Annotated in this window: 19 protein-coding genes; 9 read left to right on the forward strand and 10 right to left on the reverse strand. The window is 56.4% G+C overall.

The window, feature by feature from the left end; translation table 11 throughout:
• The first annotated feature begins 232 nt into the window (after positions 1-232).
• Together ACWHWP_RS14270 and pyk are read left to right on the forward strand one after the other, a co-directional pair.
• Entirely contained in the window at positions 233-1,102 is an 870-nt protein-coding gene (locus tag ACWHWP_RS14270) for a MurR/RpiR family transcriptional regulator (protein WP_059312745.1), read from the forward strand.
• 114 nt (positions 1,103-1,216) lie between these two features.
• Entirely contained in the window at positions 1,217-2,659 is a 1,443-nt protein-coding gene (gene pyk / locus ACWHWP_RS14275) for a pyruvate kinase (RefSeq protein WP_008500455.1), read from the forward strand.
• Positions 2,660-2,704: 45 nt separating this feature from the next.
• Here the strand turns inward: pyk and lpxM are convergent, their stop codons facing one another.
• The 3 genes from lpxM to znuA form a co-directional block, all read right to left on the reverse strand.
• A complete protein-coding gene (lpxM, locus tag ACWHWP_RS14280) occupies positions 2,705-3,676 on the reverse strand; it encodes a lauroyl-Kdo(2)-lipid IV(A) myristoyltransferase (RefSeq protein WP_063430701.1) in 972 nt (323 codons plus the stop codon).
• A 121-nt stretch (positions 3,677-3,797) separates the two neighbouring features.
• Positions 3,798-5,117, reverse strand: a complete 1,320-nt coding sequence (mepM, locus tag ACWHWP_RS14285) for a murein DD-endopeptidase MepM (RefSeq protein ID WP_447855873.1) — start codon at positions 5,115-5,117, stop codon at positions 3,798-3,800.
• A gap of 15 nt (positions 5,118-5,132) precedes the next feature.
• The gene (gene znuA / locus ACWHWP_RS14290) at positions 5,133-6,077 is read right to left on the reverse strand and encodes a zinc ABC transporter substrate-binding protein ZnuA (RefSeq protein ID WP_063430708.1); all 945 of its coding nucleotides are present in this window, start codon (positions 6,075-6,077) and stop codon (positions 5,133-5,135) included.
• A gap of 77 nt (positions 6,078-6,154) precedes the next feature.
• On the opposite strand from znuA, the gene znuC reads away from it, so the two are divergent.
• Both znuC and znuB read left to right on the forward strand, forming a co-directional pair.
• Positions 6,155-6,910, forward strand: coding sequence for a zinc ABC transporter ATP-binding protein ZnuC (gene znuC, locus ACWHWP_RS14295; RefSeq protein WP_047345930.1), 756 nt, complete (start codon positions 6,155-6,157; stop codon positions 6,908-6,910).
• A complete protein-coding gene (gene znuB / locus ACWHWP_RS14300; RefSeq protein ID WP_447855874.1) occupies positions 6,907-7,692 on the forward strand; it encodes a zinc ABC transporter permease subunit ZnuB in 786 nt (261 codons plus the stop codon). Before znuC ends, znuB begins: the two co-directional genes overlap by 4 nt.
• Positions 7,693-7,780: 88 nt before the next feature.
• Here the strand turns inward: znuB and ruvB are convergent, their stop codons facing one another.
• From ruvB to aspS, 6 genes are all read right to left on the reverse strand, one after another.
• The gene (ruvB, locus tag ACWHWP_RS14305) at positions 7,781-8,791 is read right to left on the reverse strand and encodes a Holliday junction branch migration DNA helicase RuvB (protein WP_047345932.1); all 1,011 of its coding nucleotides are present in this window, start codon (positions 8,789-8,791) and stop codon (positions 7,781-7,783) included.
• Positions 8,792-8,799: 8 nt separating this feature from the next.
• Positions 8,800-9,414 carry a Holliday junction branch migration protein RuvA gene (ruvA, locus tag ACWHWP_RS14310; protein ID WP_023312236.1) on the reverse strand — a complete coding sequence of 205 codons (615 nt, stop codon included), beginning with the start codon at positions 9,412-9,414 and terminating at the stop codon, positions 8,800-8,802.
• Positions 9,415-9,495: 81 nt separating this feature from the next.
• Complete coding sequence (gene ruvC / locus ACWHWP_RS14315) at positions 9,496-10,017, reverse strand: crossover junction endodeoxyribonuclease RuvC (RefSeq protein ID WP_003859749.1); 522 nt, start codon at positions 10,015-10,017, stop codon at positions 9,496-9,498.
• A gap of 34 nt (positions 10,018-10,051) precedes the next feature.
• On the reverse strand, positions 10,052-10,792 hold the full coding sequence (locus ACWHWP_RS14320) for a YebC/PmpR family DNA-binding transcriptional regulator (protein ID WP_047345933.1): 741 nt from the start codon (positions 10,790-10,792) through the stop codon (positions 10,052-10,054).
• Positions 10,793-10,819: 27 nt separating this feature from the next.
• Complete coding sequence (nudB, locus tag ACWHWP_RS14325; protein WP_047345934.1) at positions 10,820-11,263, reverse strand: dihydroneopterin triphosphate diphosphatase; 444 nt, start codon at positions 11,261-11,263, stop codon at positions 10,820-10,822.
• Between the two features lies 1 nt (position 11,264).
• Positions 11,265-13,037 carry an aspartate--tRNA ligase gene (gene aspS, locus ACWHWP_RS14330; protein ID WP_047345935.1) on the reverse strand — a complete coding sequence of 591 codons (1,773 nt, stop codon included), beginning with the start codon at positions 13,035-13,037 and terminating at the stop codon, positions 11,265-11,267.
• A gap of 263 nt (positions 13,038-13,300) precedes the next feature.
• Here aspS and ACWHWP_RS14335 point away from each other — a divergent pair, with 263 nt between their 5' ends.
• Genes ACWHWP_RS14335 through cmoB form a run of 5 tightly spaced genes read left to right on the forward strand, consistent with a single transcriptional unit; the run spans position 13,301 to position 16,881 of the window.
• On the forward strand, positions 13,301-13,867 hold the full coding sequence (locus ACWHWP_RS14335) for a hydrolase (RefSeq protein ID WP_047345936.1): 567 nt from the start codon (positions 13,301-13,303) through the stop codon (positions 13,865-13,867).
• Positions 13,864-14,682 carry a DUF72 domain-containing protein gene (locus tag ACWHWP_RS14340; RefSeq protein WP_447855875.1) on the forward strand — a complete coding sequence of 273 codons (819 nt, stop codon included), beginning with the start codon at positions 13,864-13,866 and terminating at the stop codon, positions 14,680-14,682. Before ACWHWP_RS14335 ends, ACWHWP_RS14340 begins: the two co-directional genes overlap by 4 nt.
• Positions 14,683-14,733: 51 nt before the next feature.
• Positions 14,734-15,129: an MAPEG family protein gene (locus tag ACWHWP_RS14345; protein WP_447855876.1), complete on the forward strand. Its 396-nt coding sequence runs from the start codon at positions 14,734-14,736 to the stop codon at positions 15,127-15,129.
• 40 nt (positions 15,130-15,169) lie between these two features.
• The gene (gene cmoA, locus ACWHWP_RS14350; protein ID WP_447855877.1) at positions 15,170-15,913 is read left to right on the forward strand and encodes a carboxy-S-adenosyl-L-methionine synthase CmoA; all 744 of its coding nucleotides are present in this window, start codon (positions 15,170-15,172) and stop codon (positions 15,911-15,913) included.
• Positions 15,910-16,881 carry a tRNA 5-methoxyuridine(34)/uridine 5-oxyacetic acid(34) synthase CmoB gene (cmoB, locus tag ACWHWP_RS14355; RefSeq protein ID WP_059312737.1) on the forward strand — a complete coding sequence of 324 codons (972 nt, stop codon included), beginning with the start codon at positions 15,910-15,912 and terminating at the stop codon, positions 16,879-16,881. Before cmoA ends, cmoB begins: the two co-directional genes overlap by 4 nt.
• A 174-nt stretch (positions 16,882-17,055) precedes the next feature.
• Here cmoB and cutC read toward each other — a convergent pair whose 3' ends face one another.
• The gene (gene cutC, locus ACWHWP_RS14360) at positions 17,056-17,799 is read right to left on the reverse strand and encodes a copper homeostasis protein CutC (RefSeq protein ID WP_059312736.1); all 744 of its coding nucleotides are present in this window, start codon (positions 17,797-17,799) and stop codon (positions 17,056-17,058) included.
• Between the last annotated feature and the right edge of the window lie 5 nt (positions 17,800-17,804).

Consider the following 17,804-nt stretch of genomic DNA (forward strand, 5'->3'; position numbering starts at 1 on the left):
GCGATTTTTCACCCGTCAGCGGGTTACGGTGGCGTAATGACGCAACAAGCGTCGATTCTTTGCGCAACAGGGTCACAGCAAAACCCGACACCGATCAAGTAATGAAAAAAAACAACAACATTATCTTGTCGATTGTTACCCTTTATGGAAGCCGCAAGGGTAATATCGGCTAAATCGAATCACGATTTCATCAATTTATGAAATCGTTTACACCCATGAGCGTCCTGTTAACATGAACATGCTGGAAAAAATCCAGTTTCAACTGGAACACCTTAGCAAATCCGAGCGAAAAGTGGCCGAGGTCATTCTGGCCTCTCCCGCTCAGGCGATCCATTCAAGCATCGCCGCTCTGGCACAGGAAGCGGGTGTTAGCGAACCGACGGTCAATCGCTTTTGCCGCAGCATGGAAACGCGCGGCTTTCCTGATTTTAAACTGCATCTGGCACAAAGTCTGGCTAACGGCACCCCTTATGTTAATCGTAATGTGGATGAAGACGACAGCGTTGATGCCTACACCGCGAAAATATTTGAATCGGCCATGGCCTCCCTTGACCACGTTCGTCAGTCTCTGGATATGAGCTCCGTGAATCGCGCGGTGGATTTGCTCACCCAGGCCAAGCGAATTTCGTTCTTTGGTCTCGGGTCGTCGGCGGCCGTGGCGCATGACGCCATGAACAAATTTTTCCGCTTTAACGTCCCGGTGATTTACTCCGATGACATTGTGCTGCAACGCATGAGCTGTATGAATTGCAGTGAAGATGATGTTGTGGTGCTGATTTCGCATACCGGCCGCACCAAGAGTCAGGTCGAGCTGGCGCAGCTGGCCCGTGAAAACGATGCCATGGTGATCGCCCTTACAACGGCGGGCACGCCGCTGGCGCGTGAAGCGACGCTGGCAATTACTCTCGACGTGCCGGAAGACACCGACATCTATATGCCGATGGTCTCCCGTCTGTCGCAGCTTACGGTGATTGACGTGCTGGCGACCGGTTTTACCTTGCGTCGGGGCGCAAAATTCCGGGATAACTTGAAGCGGGTCAAGGAAGCGCTGAAGGAATCGCGTTTTGATAAAGAATTGCTTATAAAGAGCGATGTTCCCTAATAACTAAGATGTACGACTTACGGCATTCGGTCCCCTCTTTGCTGCCTTGCGGCAGATGAAGGCCGATTCAATGTTCACGCAACACCAAAGTTGTTTCAGTCAACGGAGTATTACATGTCCAGAAGGCTTCGCAGAACCAAGATCGTAACCACCTTAGGCCCGGCCACCGACCGCGATAATAATCTTGAAAAAATTATCGCCGCTGGCGCCAACGTGGTGCGTATGAACTTCTCTCACGGTACGCCAGAAGACCATAAATTACGTGCCGATAAAGTGCGTGAAATCGCAGCAAAACTGGGCCGCCACGTTGCTATCCTTGGCGATTTACAGGGCCCTAAAATTCGTGTTTCGACCTTTAAAGAAGGTAAAGTTTTCCTCAACATCGGCGACAAATTCCTGCTTGATGCCAACCTGGGCAAAGGCGAAGGCGATAAAGAGAAAGTCGGTATCGACTATAAAGGCCTGCCGGCTGACGTGGTGCCAGGCGATATCCTGCTGCTCGACGACGGGCGCGTACAGCTGAAAGTGCTGGAAGTTCAGGGCATGAAAGTGTTCACCGAAGTCACCGTCGGCGGCCCGCTCTCCAACAATAAAGGCATCAACAAGCTGGGCGGCGGCCTCTCTGCAGAGGCGCTTACCGATAAAGACAAAGCGGACATCGTGACTGCGGCGCTGATTGGCGTTGACTACCTGGCCGTCTCCTTCCCGCGCTGCGGCGAAGATCTGAACTATGCGCGTCGTCTGGCACGTGATGCAGGCTGTGATGCCAAAATTGTCGCCAAGGTTGAACGTGCGGAAGCGGTTTGCGATCAGGACGCCATGGACGACGTGATCCTCGCGTCTGACGTGGTGATGGTTGCGCGCGGTGATCTGGGCGTTGAAATCGGCGACCCTGAGCTGGTGGGTATCCAGAAAGCGCTGATTCGTCGCGCCCGTCAGCTGAACCGCGCGGTGATCACCGCCACTCAGATGATGGAATCCATGATTACTAACCCAATGCCGACCCGTGCGGAAGTTATGGACGTGGCTAACGCCGTGCTGGACGGTACCGATGCGGTGATGCTCTCTGCGGAAACCGCGGCGGGCCAGTATCCGGCAGAAACCGTGGCCGCCATGGCGCGCGTCTGCCTGGGCGCGGAAAAGATCCCGAGCATTAACGTCTCTAAACACCGTCTGGACGTGCAGTTCGACAACGTGGAAGAAGCGATTGCGATGTCTGCCATGTACGCCGCTAACCACCTTAAGGGCGTAACGGCGATCATCACCATGACCGAATCCGGCCGCACCGCGCTGATGACCTCCCGTATCAGCTCCGGCCTGCCGATCTTCGCCATGTCTCGCCACGAACGTACGCTGAACCTGACGGCGCTGTACCGCGGCGTGACGCCGGTTCACTTCGACAGCACCAATGACGGCGTGGCTGCGGCGCACGATGCCGTAAACCTGCTGCGCGACAAAGGTTATCTGGTCTCCGGGGATATCGTCATTGTGACCCAGGGCGATGTGATGAGCACCATCGGTTCAACCAACACCACGCGCGTTATGACCGTCGAGTAATAACGTCTCTGTTAAAAAGCCCTCTCCGGATGGAGAGGGCTTTTTTTATTTCGTCGGATAAAGCTCTTTGCGCTTATAAGGCTCAATCTCACCCGGCTGGCGCGTTTTGAGCAGCTTCAGTATCCACGTGTACTGCTCGGCATGCGGTCCCACCAGGATCTCAACCTCTTCGTTCATTCGACGCGCAATAGTGCGATCGTCCGCGGTGAGAAGATCGTCCATCGGTGGGCGAACCTCAATGCTCAGGCGATGGGTGTTGCCATCGTAGACCGGGAAAAGCGGGATGACCCGGGCACGGCATACCTTCATCAAACGGCCAATCGCGGGCAGAGTCGCCTTGTAGGTCCCGAAGAAATCAACAAACTCGCTGTGCTCCGGGCCGTGGTCCTGATCCGGCAAATAGTATCCCCAGTATCCCTGACGCACGGACTGAATAAACGGCTTGATGCCATCATTTCGCGCATGAAGACGGCCGCCAAAACGACGACGCACGGTATTCCAGACGTAATCGAAGATCTTGTTGCCCTGGTTATGGAACATTGCCGCCATCTTCTGGCCCTGTGATGCCATCAGCATGGCTGGAATATCCACGCCCCAGCCGTGCGGAACGAGAAAAATGACCTTCTCATCGTTGCGACGCATCTCGTCGATGATTTCCAGCCCTTTCCAGTCAACGCGTTCCATGACTTTTTCCGGCCCTTTCAGCGCCAGCTCCGCCATCATCGCCATTGCCTGAGGCGCAGTGGTATACATGGCATCAATAATGGCCTCTCGCTCCGCGTCGCTCTTTTCCGGGAAGCAGTAATAGAGGTTAATTTGCGCGCGACGACGGGCACTTTTGCCTAAGCGTCCTGCCAGACGGCCTATTTTACCCAGCACAGGATCGCGAACGGAGGGAGGCAACATCGCCATCCCTGCAAAGGCGTAAACGCCAAGCCAGGCGCCCCAGTTGCGCGGATGGCGGAAGGATTTCTCAAACTCAGGAATGTATTCAATATTGTTTTTTTGGGTTTCCATGCTGGATCCAGGGTCTGATGACGCAAAAAAATATTCAGATAGTGTAGCGAGACAGCCGTCCGCGCACAAAAGAAAAAGCCGGCGCATTCTGACGCCGGCTTTTTTAACAAAAACAGAGGGCTTAGTTTAAGCTCAGCTGCGGCAGCACCTCTTTCACCTGCGCCAGGTAATCAGTACGATCTTTACCCGTCAGGCCTTCGGTGCGCGGCAGTTTCGCCGTCAGCGGGTTCACTGCCTGTTGGTTGATCCACACTTCATAGTGCAGGTGCGGGCCGGTAGAACGCCCGGTGTTTCCGGAGATCGCGATTCGGTCGCCACGCTTCACTTTCTGGCCCGGTTTAACCAGCAGCTTACGCAGGTGCATGTAGCGGGTCGTATACGTACGGCCATGACGCACCGCGACATAATATCCGGCTGCACCGCTACGTTTGGCGACCACCACTTCACCATCCCCTACCGCCAGTACCGGCGTGCCCTGCGGCATAGCAAAATCGACGCCGCGGTGCGGTGCGACGCGCCCGGTCACCGGGTTCAGACGACGCGGGTTAAAGTTAGAGGAGATACGGAACTGTTTAGCCGTCGGGAAGCGCAGGAAGCCTTTCGCAAGGCCCGTACCGCTGCGGTCATAGAACTTACCGTCTTCGGCACGGATCGCGTAGTAATCTTTGCCCTCGGAGCGCAGACGAACGCCCAGGAGCTGGCTCTGCTCGCGCTTGCCGTCCAGCATTTCGCGGGACATCAGAACGGAAAATTCATCCCCCTTCTTGAGCTTGCGGAAATCCATCTGCCACTGCATGGCTTTGATCACCGAGCTGATTTCAGCGCTGGTCAATCCTGCATCTCGCGCGCTGGAGACAAAGCTCGCGCCCACGGTGCCTTTCAGAACGCTGTTCACCCAGTCGCCCTTCTGCATTTCGCTGGTCATTTTGAAACCGTTTGCAGTGCGATCGTAGGTACGGGTTTCGCGGCGGGACATTTCCCAGGTCAGACGCTGCAGGTCCCCATCGGCCGTTAATGTCCAGGAGAGCTGTTGACCGATTTTCAGGTTGCGAAGATCTTTATCCGCAGCCGCCAGCTGGCTGATATTACCCATGTCGATGCCGTACTGGTTCAGCACGCTGCTCAGCGTGTCCCCGGTAGACACAACATATTCGTGGATACCCGTTTCGTTCTCGGTTTTATCGTCCAGTTCATCCTGCGGAATAGCTTCATCTTCCTGAGCCGCCTGGTCGATAGGCTCGCTGGCTTCAGGCAGCAAAGAGCGGATTTCGCTCTTTTCAAGCTCAATGGTTTTGATGATTGGGGCAGAACTCGGGTGGTAAACATAGGGCCGCCAGACGGCGACCGCTAAGGTGAGTACTGTAAGCGACCCCAGCATAACGCGATGGGGTCGAGGCAGATTGTTAAATGCCAGGGCGACAGAGCGGGCTATCTGTTGCACGTATTCACTTCCTCGTTAATCTCCTTTCAGGCAGCTCGCATACTGGTTCGCCAGTTGGCTGAGGAACTGCGAATAGCTCGCTTTGCTCAACTGGATATTCGTACCTAGCGGGTCAAGGGTTCCCATGCGCACGGATGTCCCCCTGGCCACGGCTTCTACGACCGCTGGCCTGAACTGTGGCTCAGCAAAAACACATGTCGCTTTTTGCTCAACCAGCTGTGTTCTGATTTCATGTAAACGCTGCGCACCAGGCTGAATTTCAGGGTTGACGGTGAAGTGACCCAGCGGGGTCAGGCCGTAGTGTTTTTCGTAATAGCCGTAGGCGTCATGAAAAACGAAATACCCTTTTCCTTTCAACGGTGCGAGCTCATTACCTACCTGCTTATCGGTTGCGGCTAATTGTGCCTCAAAATCCTTCAGGTTGGCGTCAAGTTTGGCTCGACTTTGCGGCATAAGTTCCACTAATTTGTCATGGATTGCAACCGCCGAAAGGCGCGCTATCTCTGGGGATAACCAAAGATGCATGTTGTACTCGCCGTGATGGTGATCTCCGTCACCTTTTTCTGCATCTGCAGGGTGATGGTGATGTTCGTCACCGTCGTCGTCGGCCCCTTTCATGAGCAACGGTTTCACGCCTGGGAGCGCGGCAATCGCGACCTGTTTTTCGCCAGCAACCTGTTTTGCTGACTTTTGCATAAACGCTTCCATCTCAGGACCAATCCATACCACTAAGTCCGCGTTTTGTAAGCGCTTTACATCCGAAGGACGCAGAGAATAGTCATGCTCAGATGCCCCGTCGGGAAGCAGAACCTGGGTTTCTGTGACCCCATCTGCAATGGCCGACGCGATGAAACCGAGCGGTTTAAGCGAAGCGACAACAGCAGCGTTAACATCTTGTGCGGTTGTTCCCCAAAGGGCAGCGGATAATGCTGCGAAAAGAAGCGTATTTTTATGTAACATAATGCGACTAATCATCGTAGTGAATGCGTGAAATGTGATATTATAACATTCGTTGACTTCTTCAAGCTTAAAATGACATGACGACATTGGTTTCTCTTGAAAATATTTCGGTCTCATTCGGTCAGCGCCGCGTCCTCTCTGACGTGTCGCTTGATCTGAAGCCCGGTAAAATTCTGACGCTGCTCGGTCCCAATGGCGCAGGTAAATCCACCCTGGTGCGCGTGGTGCTGGGTCTGGTCGCGCCCGACGAAGGTGTGATCAAGCGTGAGGAAAAATTGCGTATCGGCTATGTGCCGCAAAAGCTTCACCTCGACGCCACGCTGCCGCTGACGGTCAGCCGTTTCCTGCGTCTGCGCCCCGGCACGCGGAAAGCCGATATTCTTCCGGCGCTGAAACGCGTGCAGGCGGGCCATCTTATCGATGCGCCACTGCAAAAACTGTCCGGCGGTGAAACGCAGCGCGTTTTACTGGCCCGCGCGCTGCTGAGCAGCCCGCAGCTGCTGGTACTGGATGAGCCAACCCAGGGCGTCGACGTCAACGGCCAGGTCGCGCTTTACGACCTCATCGACCAGCTGCGCCGGGAGCTGAACTGCGCGGTGCTGATGGTGTCTCACGATCTGCATCTGGTGATGGCGAAAACCGACGAAGTGCTGTGTCTCAACCATCATATCTGCTGCTCCGGTACGCCTGAAGTGGTGTCAATGCACCCTGAATTTATCTCCATGTTCGGCCCTCGCGGCGCTGAACAATTAGGCATTTATCGCCATCATCATAATCATCGCCATGATTTACAGGGACGAATTGTCCTGCGCCGGGGAAATGGACACTCATGATTGAACTGTTACTGCCCGGCTGGCTTGCCGGGATTATGCTTGCCTGCGCCGCGGGGCCGCTGGGCTCGTTTGTGGTGTGGCGCAGAATGTCCTATTTCGGTGACACCCTGGCGCATGCGTCTCTGCTGGGCGTTGCCTTTGGTCTGCTGCTGGATGTGAATCCTTTCTACGCGGTAATTGTGGTCACGCTGCTGCTGGCTGCCGGTCTGGTCTGGCTGGAAAAACGCCCTCACCTCGCCATTGATACTTTGCTCGGCATTATGGCGCACAGCGCCCTCTCGCTAGGTCTGGTGGTCGTCAGCCTGATGTCAAATATCCGCGTCGACCTGATGGCCTACCTGTTTGGTGACCTGCTGGCCGTGACGCCGGACGATCTGATCGCCATCGCTATCGGCGTAGTTGTAGTCCTGGGGATTTTGCTCTGGCAGTGGCGTAATTTGCTGGCGATGACCGTTAGCCCGGATCTGGCGTTTGTCGACGGCGTGAAGCTGCAGCGCGTGAAGCTGCTGCTGATGCTGGTGACGGCGTTAACGATCGGTGTAGCGATGAAGTTCGTCGGTGCGCTGATTATCACATCACTGCTGATCATCCCTGCGGCAACCGCGCGTCGTTTCGCCCGTACGCCTGAGCAGATGGCCGGTGTGGCCGTCATTATCGGGATGATTGCGGTAACGGGTGGGCTAACCTTCTCGGCGTTTTATGACACGCCAGCGGGGCCGTCAGTGGTGCTGTGTGCGGCGGCGCTGTTTATCTTCAGTATGATGAAGAAGACCGCTCAGTAGCGGGTATGTCCCCGGTGGCGCTTCGCTTACCGGGGCTACAAAGGCCAAATTGTAGGCCGGGTAAGGCGTAGCCGCCACCCGGCATTATTTACGGCATTGCCGGTGGCGTAATGCCGAAATGATTCCACGCCCGCACCGTTGCCATGCGTCCGCGCGGGGTGCGCTGCAGGAAACCCTGCTGGATCAGATACGGCTCAAGCACGTCCTCAATGGTTTCGCGCTCTTCACCGATAGCCGCCGCCAGGTTATCCAGCCCGACTGGACCACCAAAGAACTTGTCCAGCACCGCCAGCAGCAGCTTGCGGTCCATATAGTCAAAACCTTCAGCATCGACGTTCAGCATGTCCAGCGCCTGCGCGGCAATCTCGGCCGAAATCGAGCCATCATGCTTTACTTCGGCAAAGTCGCGCACGCGTCGCAGCAGGCGGTTGGCAATACGCGGCGTGCCGCGGGAACGCTTCGCCACTTCAAACGCCCCCTCTTCGCTCATCTCCAGCCCCATGTAGCGGGCGCTGCGCCCCACGATGTGCTGAAGATCCGGCACCTGATAAAACTCCAGACGCTGCACGATGCCGAAACGGTCGCGCAGCGGTGAGGTCAGCGATCCCGCCCGAGTCGTTGCGCCAATCAGGGTAAACGGCGGGAGATCGATTTTGATGGAGCGCGCAGCCGGGCCTTCACCGATCATGATATCCAGCTGGTAGTCTTCCATAGCCGGATAGAGCACTTCCTCCACCACCGGCGACAGACGGTGGATTTCATCGATAAACAGCACGTCATGGGGTTCGAGGTTGGTCAGCATCGCCGCCAGATCCCCCGCCTTCTCCAGCACCGGGCCAGAGGTGGTGCGCAGGTTAACGCCCATCTCATTGGCGACGATATTCGCCAGCGTGGTTTTCCCCAACCCCGGAGGGCCAAAAATCAGCAGGTGATCGAGCGCATCGCCGCGCAGTTTTGCCGCCTGGATGAAAATCTCCATCTGGGAACGTACCTGCGGCTGACCGATATACTCATCAAGCAGTTTCGGGCGGATCGCGCGATCCACCACGTCTTCTGCCTGAAGGGTGCCTGCCGACACCAGGCGATCTGCTTCAATCATCCTTTACCTCACAATGCAGCGCGCAGCGCTTCACGAATCAGGGTTTCACTGCTGGCATCCGGTTTGGCAATTTTGCTCACCATACGGCTGGCCTCCTGAGGTTTATAGCCCAGCGCCACCAGCGCAGCAACCGCTTCCTGCTCGGCATCGTCATCCGTCGCAGGGCCGCCAGGTGACGTGAGCACCAGATCGGCCGCCGGGGTGAAGAGATCGCCATGCAGCCCTTTGAAGCGGTCTTTCATTTCGACAATCAGGCGCTCGGCGGTTTTTTTGCCGATGCCAGGAAGCTTAATCAGCGCCGCAGGATCTTCGCGCTCAACGGCATTCACAAACTGCGGGGCTGACATGCCGGATAAAATCGCCAGCGCCAGCTTCGGCCCCACTCCGTTGGTTTTAATCAGCTCGCGGAACAGGGTACGTTCCTGTTTGTTATTGAAGCCGTACAGCAGCTGAGCATCTTCACGCACCACAAACTGAGTAAAGACAATCGCCTCTTTGCCCGCGTCCGGCAGCTCATAGAAGCAGGTCATCGGCATATGGACTTCATAGCCCACGCCCCCCACTTCCAGCAGCACTAACGGGGGTTGTTTTTCAATGATGATGCCTCTGAGTCTGCCTATCACGTGACGCTCCTGCGTTCTGGAAAATGTTGGACTGGCGATATAATAAAAAAAGGCTGGATAAACATCCAGCCTGATTTCTGATTATCGTAACCTGCCTCGCGCCAGATTGAGCCGCGACTCGCTCATTTGCATCGCGTTCTGGCTGACGTGACAGTGGGTGATCGCGATTGCCAGCGCATCCGCGGCGTCCGCCTGCGGGTTCGCCGGGAGCTTGAGCAAGGTTCGCACCATGTGCTGCACCTGGCTTTTCTCCGCGCTTCCAATGCCCACCACCGTCTGCTTAACCTGCCTTGCCGCGTATTCGAACACCGGCAAATCCTGGTTCACTGCAGCCACGATGGCAACACCGCGCGCCTGACCCAACTTTAGCGCCGAATCGGCGTTTTTCGCCATAAAGACCTGCTCGATGGCGAAATAGTCAGGCTGAAACTGGGTGATGATCTCCGACACGCCCGCATAAATGAGCTTGAGGCGCGAAGGAAGGTCGTCCACTTTGGTGCGAATACACCCGCTGCCGAGGTAGGTTAGCTGGCGTCCCACCTGACGGATAACGCCATAACCGGTGACGCGCGAGCCGGGGTCAATCCCAAGAATAATCGACATCACGCGTCTCCTGTAACGGATTTACACGCTCTCATTAGAGAGTCGCTGCAACCTCATCAGAGATTTCACCGTTGTGATACACTTCCTGCACGTCGTCGCAGTCTTCGAGCATGTCGATCAGACGCAGCAGTTTTGGTGCCGTTTCCGCATCCATGTCCGCTTTGGTAGACGGGATCATGGAGACTTCAGCGTTGTCCGCTTTCAGACCAGCCGCTTCCAGCGCATCGCGCACGGCGCCCATCTCTTCCCACGCGGTGTAAACGTCAATAGCACCGTCGTCGAAAGTCACGACGTCTTCCGCACCGGCTTCCAGCGCCGCTTCCATGATGACATCTTCGTCGCCTTTCTCGAAGGAGATAACGCCTTTTTTGCTGAACAGGTACGCAACGGAACCGTCAGTGCCCAGGTTGCCGCCGGTTTTGGTGAACGCATGGCGCACTTCCGCTACGGTACGGTTACGGTTGTCTGACAGACACTCAACCATTACCGCCGTACCGCCAGGACCGTAACCTTCATAAATGATGGTTTCCATGTTCGCGTCTTCATCGCCGCCCACGCCGCGTGCGATAGCACGGTTCAGGGTGTCACGCGTCATGTTGTTAGACAGCGCTTTATCTACCGCCGCGCGCAGACGCGGGTTAGAAGCCGGGTCGCCGCCGCCCAGACGCGCTGCGGTTACCAGCTCGCGAATGATTTTGGTAAAGATCTTACCGCGCTTGGCATCCTGTGCCGCTTTGCGGTGTTTGGTGTTGGCCCACTTACTATGACCTGCCATAAAAAGTTCTCCAAAAATCGCGCCTTTTCAGGCTGCGTTAATTACAAATTCTTCAATCGCCTGCCGGTTGCTCCACGACTTGGTCAGCGCGGCGGCATCCGCCGCATTCACCCAGCGGTAGGTCAGGTGTTCGGTAAACACGATCTCCCGTTCGTGGGGGAGTGCGAGACAGAACCACGATTCCGTATTGCGCTCGGTACCCGGCGCGTAGCGATGACGTAAATGGCTAAAAATTTCAAACTCCACCGTGCGCTGACAGTCCTTCAGGGTCAGTTGCTCGCGGGCAACATCAATGGCGACCTCTTCCTTTACTTCGCGCGCGGCGGCCTGCGACGCGGTTTCCCCCTCTTCCAGACTGCCGGTAACCGACTGCCAGAAATCAGGATCATCGCGCCGCTGCAACATCAGCACCCGCTTCGTGTCTTCTGCATAGATGACCACCAGGACCGAAACGGGAAGCTTATATGCCATATCAGTTTTTCTCTTCCTTCTTCACCACTTCAATGCCCAGCTCGGCCAGAGAGGCCGGGTTAGCAAAGCTTGGCGCTTCGGTCATCAGACACGCCGCTGCGGTGGTTTTCGGGAAGGCGATAACATCACGGATGTTGTCGGTGCCGGTCAACAGCATGGTCAGACGGTCAAGACCGAAGGCCAGACCCGCGTGCGGAGGCGTACCGTATTTCAGCGCGTCCAGCAGGAAGCCGAATTTCTCGCGCTGTTCCTGCTCGTTGATGCCCAGGATGCCGAACACGGTCTGCTGCATTTCACCGCTGTGAATACGCACGGAACCGCCGCCCACTTCGTAGCCGTTGATAACCATGTCATAAGCGTTAGCGACCGCGTCCTCCGGCGCCGCTTTCAGCTCTGCTGCCGTCATGTCTTTTGGCGACGTGAACGGGTGGTGCATTGCGGTCAGGCCGCCTTCACCGTCGTCTTCAAACATCGGGAAGTCGATAACCCACAGCGGCGCCCATTTGTTCTCGTCGGTCAGGTTCAGGTCTTTGCCGAGCTTCAGACGCAGCGCGCCCATCGCATCCGCAACAACTTTCTTGTTGTCTGCACCGAAGAAGATCATATCGCCGTCCTGCGCGCCGGTGCGCTCAAGGATTGCTTCTACGATTTCCGCGTTCAGGAATTTCGCGACCGGGCTGGTGATACCTTCCAGCCCTTTCGCACGCTCGGTCACTTTAATATAGGCCAGACCTTTCGCGCCGTAGATCTTGATGAAGTTGCCGTAGTCGTCGATCTGCTTACGGCTCAGGGCCGCACCGCCAGGTACACGCAGCGCTGCTACGCGGCCTTTGGCGTCGTTAGCCGGGCCCGCAAACACGGCGAATTCAACGGATTTCACCAGGTCAGCCACGTCCACCAGCTCCATCGGGTTACGCAGGTCTGGCTTATCAGAACCGTAGCGACGCTCGGCTTCGGCGAAGGTCATGATTGGGAAATCGCCCAGCTCTACGCCCTTCACGTCATTCCACAGGCTACGCACCAGGGCTTCCATTACTTCACGTACCTGCTCGGCGGTCATGAAGGAGGTTTCCACATCGATCTGGGTAAATTCTGGCTGGCGGTCAGCGCGCAGGTCTTCGTCGCGGAAGCATTTTACAATTTGATAGTAGCGATCGAAGCCGGACATCATCAGCAGCTGTTTGAACAGCTGCGGAGACTGCGGCAGCGCGTAGAATTTGCCTTTATGAACGCGGGATGGGACCAGGTAATCGCGCGCGCCTTCCGGCGTGGCTTTGGTCAGCATCGGGGTTTCAATATCGAGGAAACCGTGGTCATCCATAAAGCGACGCACCAGGCTGGTGATTTTCGCACGGGTCTTCAGGCGCTGAGCCATTTCCGGGCGACGCAGATCCAGGTAGCGGTATTTCAGACGCGCTTCTTCAGTGTTGACGTGGTTAGAGTCCAGCGGCAGCGCTTCAGCACGGTTGATGATGGTCAGATCGGACGCCAGCACTTCAATGGCGCCTGTCGCCATGTCCGCGTTAACGTTTTTCTCGTCACGCGCACGCACGGTACCGGTGACCTGAATGCAGAACTCATTACGCAGCTCAGAAGCCAGCTTCAACGCATCTGCGCGATCGGGATCGAAGAACACCTGAACGATACCTTCGCGGTCGCGCATATCGATGAAGATAAGGCTACCAAGATCACGACGACGATTGACCCAACCACACAGGGTGACCTGCTGTCCGACGTGGGACTGACGCAGCTGCCCGCAATATTCTGTACGCATGAGATATCCCTTAATTAGCCGCAGGCTAAATGTCGCCTGGTATGCAGGCTACTATGTCGCAGCTTTCTGTATGTCACAACTGGATGAAAAAAGGCGGCTATTATACTGGAAATTCCGCCGGACGATAAGAGCGAACCACGGCCAGACGCTCGTTTGCTGCACTCTTATTGCGTATTCTCACAAAAATTAACAAAATTATCCGACCGATAACAGGCCATCACGTCGTATGGTGTCAGGAAGCGATTAATTTAACGGGAGTAACGATGTTAACATTTGATGCCAGCAAAACCGCGCTTGTTGTGATTGATTTACAGGAAGGCATTCTGCCCTTTGCCGGCGGCCCGCACGCTGCGGACGATGTCGTCAGCCGCGCCGCCCGCCTGGCGGAAAAATGCCGCGCCAGCGGTGCCCCTGTTGTCATGGTGCGCGTCGGCTGGTCCGCTGATTTTGCCGAAGCCTTAAAACAGCCCGTCGACGCGCAGGCTGCGGCACATGCCCTGCCGGAAAACTGGTGGACGTACCCGGTCTCACTCGGCAAACGCGACAGCGATATCGAAGTGACTAAACGCCAGTGGGGCGCATTCTACGGTACCGATCTCGAGCTGCAGCTGCGCCGTCGCGGCATCGACACCATCATTCTGTGCGGCATTTCCACCAATATCGGCGTGGAGTCTACCGCCCGTAACGCCTGGGAGCTGGGCTTTAATCTGGTGATTGCGGAAGATGCCTGCAGCGCGGCCTCCGCGGAACAGCATCAGGGCAGTATGACCCATATCTTCCCGCGCATCGGCCGAGTACGCAGCACGGATGAGATTATCAGCGCGCTATGATGTATGTCGGTTTGCCCCAGTGGTCGCACCCGAAATGGGTGCGCCTTGGCATCACCAGCCTTGAGGAATATGCCCGACACTTCAACTGCGTCGAGGGTAACACCACCCTGTATGCGCTTCCCAAAGCAGAGATTGTGGCGCGCTGGCGGGAACAAACCACCGACGACTTCCGCTTCTGCTTCAAGTTCCCGGCCACCATTTCGCACCACGCCGCGCTGCGCAACTGCGGGGATTTGACTGAAGAATTTTTTACGCGCATGTCGCCGCTGGCGAACCGCATCGGTCAGTACTGGCTACAGCTTCCGGCCGTCTTTGGCCCACGCGATCTGCCCGCACTCTGGCAGTTTCTTGATGCGCTGCCCCGGACGTTTACCTACGGCGTGGAAGTCAGGCATCCTGAGTTTTTTGCAAAAGGTGAAGCCGAAAAGGCGCTTAATCGCGGCCTGCTTGAGCGTTCCGTTAACCGGGTGATCCTCGACAGCCGTCCGGTGCACAGCGCAATACCGCACAGCGAGGCGATCATCGATGCGCAGCGCAAAAAGCCCAAAGTGCCTGTCCATGCCCTGGTAACCGCTCATCACCCCATGGTCCGGTTTATCGGCAGCGATAACATGCAGCAAAACCAGGCGATGTTCGCCGTCTGGCTGCAAACGTTAGCGAAGTGGGAACATACCACCACGCCGTATCTCTTTTTGCACACGCCGGATATCGCCCAGGCGCCCGAACTGGTCGATGCTCTTTGGCAGGCCTTGCAGGCTGCGGTGCCGTCCGTGGGCAGCGCCCCTTCCATCCCACAACAATCTTCTCTTTTCTGATATCACCCCCTATCATAGTGATGTGCCATCTGCCAAAAACAGGGAGTTTGTATGGTCAGCGCGCTGTATGCGGTGTTAGGTGCATTACTGCTGATTAAGTTTTCATTTGATGTTGTGCGCCTCAGAATGCAGTACCGCGTCTCTTACGGTGACGGCGGGTTTTCCGAGCTACAGAGCGCTGTTCGCATTCACGGCAATGCGGTCGAATACATCCCCGCGGGATTAATCCTGCTGCTTTTTATGGAGATGAATGGCGCAGAAACCTGGATGGTGCACATCTGCGGCCTGCTTCTGATTGCTGGCCGGCTGATGCATTATTACGGCTTTCACCACCGCTTATTCCGCTGGCGTCGTTCCGGCATGAGTGCAACCTGGTGTTCACTTGTGCTGATGGTGCTGGCAAACCTGTGGTATATGCCGTGGGAGTTGGTTTTCTCCCTCCATTAGCGCACAATACGCCACTTTATTTTTCCCGGATTTTTACGTTATGTCAGATCGCGACACGCTTTTTTCCGCGCCTATCGCCAGCCTGGGCGACTGGACCTTCGATGAACGGGTAGCCGAAGTCTTCCCGGATATGATCCAGCGCTCTGTTCCCGGTTATTCCAATATTATCTCTATGATCGGCATGCTGGCTGAGCGCTTCGTTCAACCCGGCACGCAGGTCTATGACCTGGGCTGCTCGCTCGGCGCGGCAACGCTGTCGGTTCGTCGTAATGTTCACAACGAAGGCTGCCGGATCATTGCCGTCGATAACTCCCCGGCCATGGTTGAACGCTGCCGTCGCCATATTAATGCTTATAAAGCCCCTACCCCGGTGGACGTGGTGGAAGGCGATATCCGCGAGATCGAGATCGAAAACGCGTCGATGGTGGTGCTGAATTTCACCCTTCAGTTCCTGGTGCCTGAAGACCGCCAGCTGCTGCTGAACAAAATTTATAAAGGGCTGAACCCTGGCGGCGCGCTGGTGCTCTCAGAGAAATTCAGCTTTGAAGATGCCGAGGTTGGCGAGCTGCTGTTCAATATGCACCACGATTTCAAGCGTGCGAACGGCTACAGCGAGCTGGAGATCAGCCAGAAGCGCAGCATGCTCGAAAACGTGATGCTGACGGACTCCGTGGAAACCCACAAGGCGCGCCTGCGTCAGGCCGGATTTGAGCATAGCGAACTGTGGTTCCAGTGCTTTAACTTTGGCTCTCTGGTGGCGCTGAAAGCGGGGGAACCCGCATGATCGAGTTCAGCAACTTCTATCAGCTGATTGCCAAAAACCAGCTCTCCCACTGGCTGGAGACGCTGCCTGCGCAGATTGCCGCCTGGCAGCGGGATCAGCAGCACGGCCTGCTAAAGCAGTGGTCAAACGCGGTGGAGTTTCTGCCCGAGCTGACCCCGCATCGTCTGGATCTCTTGCACAGCGTGACCGCTGAGAGTGAAGAGCCGCTTCCGGCAGGTCAGGTCAACCGCATCGAAACGCTGATGCGTAACCTGATGCCGTGGCGCAAAGGGCCGTTTTCCCTTTACGGCGTGAACATCAATACCGAGTGGCGCTCTGACTGGAAATGGGATCGCGTTCTGCCGCATCTTTCCGACCTGACCGGGCGCACCATTCTGGACGTCGGCTGCGGCAGCGGTTACCACATGTGGCGCATGATTGGCGCGGGGGCGCATCTGGCTGTCGGTATTGACCCGATGCAGCTCTTCCTGTGCCAGTTTGAAGCGGTGCGTAAGCTGCTGGGTAACGACCAGCGCGCGCACCTGCTGCCGCTGGGTATTGAGCAGCTCCCCGCCCTGAAGGCGTTTGATACCGTCTTCTCCATGGGCGTGCTGTATCACCGCCGTTCTCCGCTTGAGCACCTGTGGCAACTGAAAGACCAGTTGGTCAGCGGCGGCGAGCTGGTGCTGGAAACGCTGGTGATTGAAGGTGACGAACACGCCGTTCTGGTACCGGGCGATCGCTACGCGCAGATGCGTAACGTTTACTTCATCCCTTCCGCGCTGGCGCTGAAAAACTGGCTGGAGAAGTGCGGGTTTGTGGATGTCCGGATTGCCGACGTCAGCGTGACGTCTATCGAAGAACAGCGCCGCACCGACTGGATGATCACCGAATCGCTGGAGCAGTTCCTCGACCCGGCCGACCACAGCAAAACCATTGAAGGCTATCCTGCCCCGATGCGTGCGGTGTTGATTGCGACGAAGCTGTAGCCCTTTAGCCGGGTGGCGGCTACGCCTTACCCGGCCTACCTCGCTTTCGTAGGCCCGGTAAGCGCAGCGCCACCGGGCACAGGAGAAAAAAAGGCCCCTGTTGAAATTGCAGGGGCCTGGTACAAGCAAGCATCATATTGGGCGACATGATGCGCGGTAAAAATCGGTACGTTGCTACACGTGATGGCGCTCAATCAGCGACTTCATTTCCGCAACCGACTCTCCATCTACACCGTAGCGTGAATACTCATCCGCTTCAGCATCCGTCGACATTGACAACCCTGTATTGCGATAACGCATGGGCGACGGCATCCATTTGCCTGCCGAGCTGTGAAGCTCTTCTACCCCGGCGTTTAAAAACAGTTCCAGATTGCTGGCACGGACTCCCGCACCCGCCATTATTATTGGAACACCGGAATGTGCTTTTAGTTCCGTAATTAATTGCAGTCCTTTTTCAGCAGAGGCCTGCTGCCCGGATGTCAGGATGCGCGCCACACCCAGTTCGGCAAGCGTATCAAACGCTTGCAGGGGATCTTTGCACATATCAAACGCGCGATGAAAAGTGACGGCCATCCCTTTTGCGGCGTCCATAACCTGACGCATACGCGGCAGGCAGACCTGACCGTCTTCATCAAGAAGACCGATCACCAGCCCGGGGAATCCCAGATCGCGCACGAGGGCGATATCTTCAAGCATGGCACCGAACTCGCCCGGCGTGTAACAAAAATCACCGCCGCGAGGACGAATAATCGGGTGTACCGGAACGGTGACAGCCTCGCGGGCAGACTTCAACACGCCGTACGAGGGCGTTAACCCGCCTTCTTTCGGGGCCGCGCACAGTTCAATGCGGTCAGCACCCTGCCGTTGTGCAGTCACGGCACACTCCACGCTGTAACAGCAAATCTCCAGCAGCGCCATCCAAT

The organism is Enterobacter sp. WI-ESBL-E8 (assembly GCF_053364895.1).

Coding starts and splice junctions, on each gene's coding strand:
- ACWHWP_RS14270 (WP_059312745.1), top strand. CDS start 233: ATGAACATGCTGGAAAAAATCCAGTTTCAACTGGAACACCTTAGCAAA.
- pyk (WP_008500455.1), top strand. CDS start 1,217: ATGTCCAGAAGGCTTCGCAGAACCAAGATCGTAACCACCTTAGGCCCG.
- lpxM (WP_063430701.1), bottom strand. CDS start 3,676: ATGGAAACCCAAAAAAACAATATTGAATACATTCCTGAGTTTGAGAAA.
- znuA (WP_063430708.1), bottom strand. CDS start 6,077: ATGTTACATAAAAATACGCTTCTTTTCGCAGCATTATCCGCTGCCCTT.
- znuC (WP_047345930.1), top strand. CDS start 6,155: ATGACGACATTGGTTTCTCTTGAAAATATTTCGGTCTCATTCGGTCAG.
- znuB (WP_447855874.1), top strand. CDS start 6,907: ATGATTGAACTGTTACTGCCCGGCTGGCTTGCCGGGATTATGCTTGCC.
- ruvB (WP_047345932.1), bottom strand. CDS start 8,791: ATGATTGAAGCAGATCGCCTGGTGTCGGCAGGCACCCTTCAGGCAGAA.
- ruvC (WP_003859749.1), bottom strand. CDS start 10,017: ATGTCGATTATTCTTGGGATTGACCCCGGCTCGCGCGTCACCGGTTAT.
- ACWHWP_RS14320 (WP_047345933.1), bottom strand. CDS start 10,792: ATGGCAGGTCATAGTAAGTGGGCCAACACCAAACACCGCAAAGCGGCA.
- nudB (WP_047345934.1), bottom strand. CDS start 11,263: ATGGCATATAAGCTTCCCGTTTCGGTCCTGGTGGTCATCTATGCAGAA.
- aspS (WP_047345935.1), bottom strand. CDS start 13,037: ATGCGTACAGAATATTGCGGGCAGCTGCGTCAGTCCCACGTCGGACAG.
- ACWHWP_RS14335 (WP_047345936.1), top strand. CDS start 13,301: ATGTTAACATTTGATGCCAGCAAAACCGCGCTTGTTGTGATTGATTTA.
- ACWHWP_RS14340 (WP_447855875.1), top strand. CDS start 13,864: ATGATGTATGTCGGTTTGCCCCAGTGGTCGCACCCGAAATGGGTGCGC.
- ACWHWP_RS14345 (WP_447855876.1), top strand. CDS start 14,734: ATGGTCAGCGCGCTGTATGCGGTGTTAGGTGCATTACTGCTGATTAAG.
- cmoA (WP_447855877.1), top strand. CDS start 15,170: ATGTCAGATCGCGACACGCTTTTTTCCGCGCCTATCGCCAGCCTGGGC.
- cmoB (WP_059312737.1), top strand. CDS start 15,910: ATGATCGAGTTCAGCAACTTCTATCAGCTGATTGCCAAAAACCAGCTC.
- cutC (WP_059312736.1), bottom strand. CDS start 17,799: ATGGCGCTGCTGGAGATTTGCTGTTACAGCGTGGAGTGTGCCGTGACT.